The sequence below is a fragment of the Halalkalibacterium halodurans genome (genome assembly GCF_004376175.1).
In the GTDB taxonomy this organism is placed as follows: domain Bacteria; phylum Bacillota; class Bacilli; order Bacillales; family Bacillaceae_D; genus Halalkalibacterium; species Halalkalibacterium halodurans.
In genome coordinates this window covers 1-4390 of sequence record NZ_SNUY01000120.1, presented here as the reverse complement: position 1 = coordinate 4390, position 4390 = coordinate 1, and the positions used below count along the sequence as shown (strand labels likewise).

The window sequence follows — 4390 nt, the reverse complement described above, 5'->3', positions numbered from 1 at the left end:
AGAGAGTATCGACCTCTCAAGCAAATCATTGAACGACTAAATCGCACGTTTAAAGGGAATTATCGTTCGACGCACGGCTTTGGTTCTGAACAGGGATCTGTTTCTTTTGTGACATTGTTTGTGGCTTACTTTAACTTCTTGCGCCCACATTCTTCACTTGAAGGTAAAGTGCCAGTCACAATTCCAGAATTAGAAAAGCTACCAACCATGCCAGCGAGATGGACAGCCCTTATTGGATTAGCTCAAGACTGGATTCAACAACAACAGTCAGCCTAACTTTTGTTTAGCTGAGCCCTATTCAGCTATCGGCGAAGCGAACTCTTGACAAACCGAACTTGCCAATGGTTTAAAATGGAAAAAGTCAAGGGTTATTTGGCATGCCTACTTTTGTTCCCTTCGCCCTTGATTGACCTCTGAATAAACCATTGGCGTGTTTGTCAAGAGCGATAGCGCGGCCTTTCCACCTAATAAATGGTAGTAGTGTTAGATCCAAATAAGGTTTTCATAGAAGTTTTGACACTACCAAATAAGACTACATTCGATAAAAAGCTTGATCTCCATTAAAAAAGTAGCATTTATCTCCTTTTCTTATTGTATTGGAATTTCAATGACGTGACCGTATCGTTTCATGTAATGCATCCCTTCGATTAATAATTCTTCCGGCTGTTCGTTTGTTTCAAACCATAATGTCCGTACTTTTAAGCTTTGTCCATCTTGTTCCATATAGGTTTGATTAAGCGTAGTCTCCAGCGGAGTGATCCCTTCGGTAGTTACAACCGATACTTGATCTAGCATCACATCTTCATCTGTTGCGATGGTGAGCTCTATCCCTTGGGAAGTTCTTGTCAAGGGATCAATCCAAAGTTGTTTTCCTGAAAGCATTTCTGCTCGTTCATCTCTTAATGGAAGCGAAATTTTCTTTTCAAGAGTCTCATATCCAGCAAATGCCTCAACGATAAGCTCGAGATTCTCTATTTCTTCCGGTAAGGCATCATACTTTAATTCAAGCTTTCTTCCATTGAAGGAAGACTCGATGCTACTTCCGATTTGATCAATAGAAACTCCGTCCACCACTAATTGAATGCCGCTAAGGTCGGATACGCGATCAAAGTTTTCTACGTTTAAGGAGCCGGTGATTACGGTCATCGTCGGTGTCGCGATGATCGAATGGAAGCTGATGATCCCTTTGTCCACTTCCACCGTTTGTCTAATTGACTGCTTTAACATCGTTGGCATTGCCTGATTAGGATAATATGGAAATGTTAGGGCTTCTTCACTATACTGGCTACTCCCTACTTGTTGGGAAAAATGCAAAGTCAGCTTTTTGGAAAATGGACTAACTGGCTCAAACGACAATATCCCCTTTATCTCTGTCCGATCGTCATTCATGATTGATGTTCCGCTAATTACATGGGCATTCGTTAAAAATCCAGTTATGTTGCGGGTGTTAAATAAGTCGCTTGTTTCCTCGTCGACACCCTTTGAATTGAATAAACGGTAGTACAAGATGAGTTGATTTGCGTCTGTCATGATCCCCTCAATTGTTAATTCGGTACCATCTAGAAGAGTCATCCCTTTTTCAATTGCTTGTCCCTTCCCTTGTTCGTTGAGCCGAGCTAACGTATCACTGGTCAATTCTCCAAAGCCAAACAGTGTCTTACCGTAAAAGGCAATCGCATTGTACTGTGTGCCGATAAGAAGGGAAAGAAATAACGCAGTGGCGGCAAACTTCCACATCTTGGATCTTTGCTTACTTGAAGGTGCTGCTCGTAACGCGCGCCTTAACCGCTGTTCGATTTGTTCAGGTGCGTGGATGGCGTCGATTCGTTTCTTTTCAGCAGCCAATCGTTTTTCTATCTCATTCATGGTAATCACCTCCAACATGCTCTCGTAGTTTTTTTAATCCTTGAAAAACTCTTGATTTGACCGTTCCAACGGAGACATTTGTCATGTTAGCAATCGTTTGATAGTCGAGATCGTGAAAATATTTTAATTGAATCGCCTCTTTTTGCTGTTCATTCAAATGGTCTAGTAAACGCATAATATCGAGATGCTGTTCACGTTGTATAAATGGATCGATGAAAGTCGAGTATCTATTTGTTTCCTCTTCATTTCACTCCTTTGCGTGTATGAGTTTCTGTTGTTTGCTAAGCATTCTCTTACAACGGTTCACTAAAATGGTGTTACTCCAACTATAAAAAGCATCCTCTTTTTGAAGCTGATCGATCGTTTCATACAGTGTAACGATCATATCTTCCATGGCGTCCATCGCATCATGGGGACTCCCCATATAAGTGAGAGCCAGTCGGTAATAGCGATCTTTTTCGGCCATCACGAGCTGCAGCAGCGCCTCTTTATTTCCTTTTTTTGCTCTTTTCACAAGTCGCACAACATTCATTCCTTCACCTCTCTCCCTAATAAGAGTCATGTCGATAAGAAAAAGTTCATTTTAGAAAAAAATAATGAACCTAGCAAAAAAGGTGCAATTTCTATGAATCGCACCTCTAGTCAATAGTAAACGGAAACTACTTATTTACGAATAGTTGAAAGGGTAAAACAAGGAGTCTTCAAGTATCGTCATCATTTCGAGAAATCTAGGAAAAATGCGCATGATCTCGTATTAATACTTCCTCTTCTCTCGCGCAAAGGTATAATTTCCTTCATGTCGCGTCAACAAGTGACCTGCTAGCCAGTATGTGACAGGAAACAACCGATCGAGGAAGTAGCGATCATGGGACACGGCAATGACCGTCCCTTGAAATTCAGAAAGAGCTTCTTCTAATACTTCCCTTGAATCAATATCCAAATGGTTTGTAGGCTCATCGAGGATAAGCAAATTGTGGCGCTGATGGACGAGCTGGGCTAATTGGAGACGCATCCGCTCTCCTCCGCTTAAGTCCTTTACTTTCCGGAAGACGGTGTTTCCATAAAAGAGGTAGCGTGCTAAAATGTGTCGCGCCTCGCCTTCAGTGACTGTTACCTTGGCACGAAATTCTTCTAAAATCGTCTTCTTCCCGTCCATTTCCTCGTTGTGCTGTGATAAGTAGCCGATAGACACATTGCTGCCAATCTGAATACGCCCTTTCTCCGGCTGTTGTTTCCCAAGGATCATGTTTAATAACGTTGATTTGCCACTACCATTTTCTCCGACAATCGCGACCCGTTCCTGAAAGCGTACATGGAGCTGAACGTCATGAAACAATTCCCTTTCACCGTATGTTTTCGCTACATTCTCCATCATGATCACATCGGTTCCACTTCGATTTTGAATATGGAAGTCCAAGTCTACTTTTTTATGTTGCAAAATCGGTTTTTTAAGTAATTCAATCCGAGCTAACGCTTTTTCCATACTTTTGGCTCGGCGGTGCAAGCCGTCATTTGGCGGGTTGGCACGATTAGCCCATTCTTTTAATCGTTTAATCGTTTCCTTCATTTTCTTAATCTTCTTTTGCTGGTCTTGATAGTGTTGAAATTCCCGTAAAATCCGCTCTTCACGCTCTTTCATATAGCTGGAGTAATTCCCTTGATACGTGTGAAGTTCACCATGCTCCAACTCAAAAATACTCGTTGTTACCTCATCTAAGAAATAGCGATCATGAGACACAATGACTACGGTACCATCGTATTGGCGGATAAAATCTGTGAGCCATTCGATCGCAGATAAGTCAAGATGGTTTGTTGGTTCATCAAGCAAAAGCAGTTCAGGCGATCTGAGGAGTAGCCTGGCAAGCCCAATTTTCGTTCGTTCACCACCGCTTAACTCTTGCCATTTTTTATCGAGTAAATGTACAAGCTGTAAGCCGCTCACGACGCGATTAATTCGGCTGTCGATTTCATACCCGCCTAATTGCAAAAACTGGTCCTGCAACGATCCGTATGTTGCTAAAAGTTGCTCTAGAGAGGCTGGATTTTCCGCTAACGCTCGTTCGATTTCAGCTAATTTTCCTTTCAGTTCATTTAAGTCGGAAAACACGTCATGCAAAAGTCCGCGAACTTGCTTTTCAGGGTCAAGCTTTGGTAATTGTTCTAACAGACCGAGGGACAAACCTTTTTTCCGAGTCACAGTCCCTTTACTCGGGGGCTCTTTCCCTGCCATTACGTGTAACAATGTTGATTTTCCTTCCCCGTTTCGGCCGATGATACCGATTCTTTCCCCTTTTTTCACTTCACAACAAATGTCGTGAAAAACCGTATGAGCTCCGTACATTTGTTTCACATGCTGCAAACTACATATAATCATGATTATCTTCCCTCCATAAGGGACGTATTGTCAAAACTTTATATAAAAATAGGCTATTAAATCCTATGTTAGAGGGCTTTATAAGCAAAAAAATTGCCACTCCCTGATTTCTGTAGATAATTGAGGTTACCACACACCCAATTCCAGAAA

3 protein-coding genes and 1 pseudogene are annotated in these 4390 nt (G+C 41.9%); 1 reads left to right on the top strand and 3 read right to left on the bottom strand.

The genetic code is table 11. The features are described 5' to 3' along the window. Window positions 1-276 (top strand): integrase core domain-containing protein (locus E2L07_RS20140; RefSeq protein WP_134229560.1); only part of this gene is annotated, 276 nt, incomplete at its 5' end. 312 nt (window positions 277-588) lie between these two features. Here E2L07_RS20140 and E2L07_RS20135 read toward each other — a convergent pair. The 3 genes and pseudogenes from E2L07_RS20135 to abc-f all read right to left on the bottom strand — a co-directional run bounded on the left by E2L07_RS20135 (window position 589) and on the right by abc-f (window position 4240). Then, window positions 589-1866 carry a DUF4179 domain-containing protein gene (locus tag E2L07_RS20135; protein WP_134230492.1) on the bottom strand — a complete coding sequence of 426 codons (1278 nt, stop codon included), beginning with the start codon at window positions 1864-1866 and terminating at the stop codon, window positions 589-591. After that, window positions 1859-2398, bottom strand: a pseudogene (locus E2L07_RS20130) (RNA polymerase sigma factor). The gene E2L07_RS20135 and the pseudogene E2L07_RS20130 overlap by 8 nt, the downstream one beginning before the upstream one ends. A gap of 222 nt (window positions 2399-2620) precedes the next feature. Continuing rightward, entirely contained in the window at window positions 2621-4240 is a 1620-nt protein-coding gene (gene abc-f, locus E2L07_RS20125) for a ribosomal protection-like ABC-F family protein (RefSeq protein WP_134230491.1), read from the bottom strand. Window positions 4241-4390 lie beyond the last annotated feature (150 nt).

Coding starts and splice junctions, on each gene's coding strand:
- E2L07_RS20135 (WP_134230492.1), bottom strand. CDS start 1,866: ATGAATGAGATAGAAAAACGATTGGCTGCTGAAAAGAAACGAATCGAC.
- abc-f (WP_134230491.1), bottom strand. CDS start 4,240: ATGATTATATGTAGTTTGCAGCATGTGAAACAAATGTACGGAGCTCAT.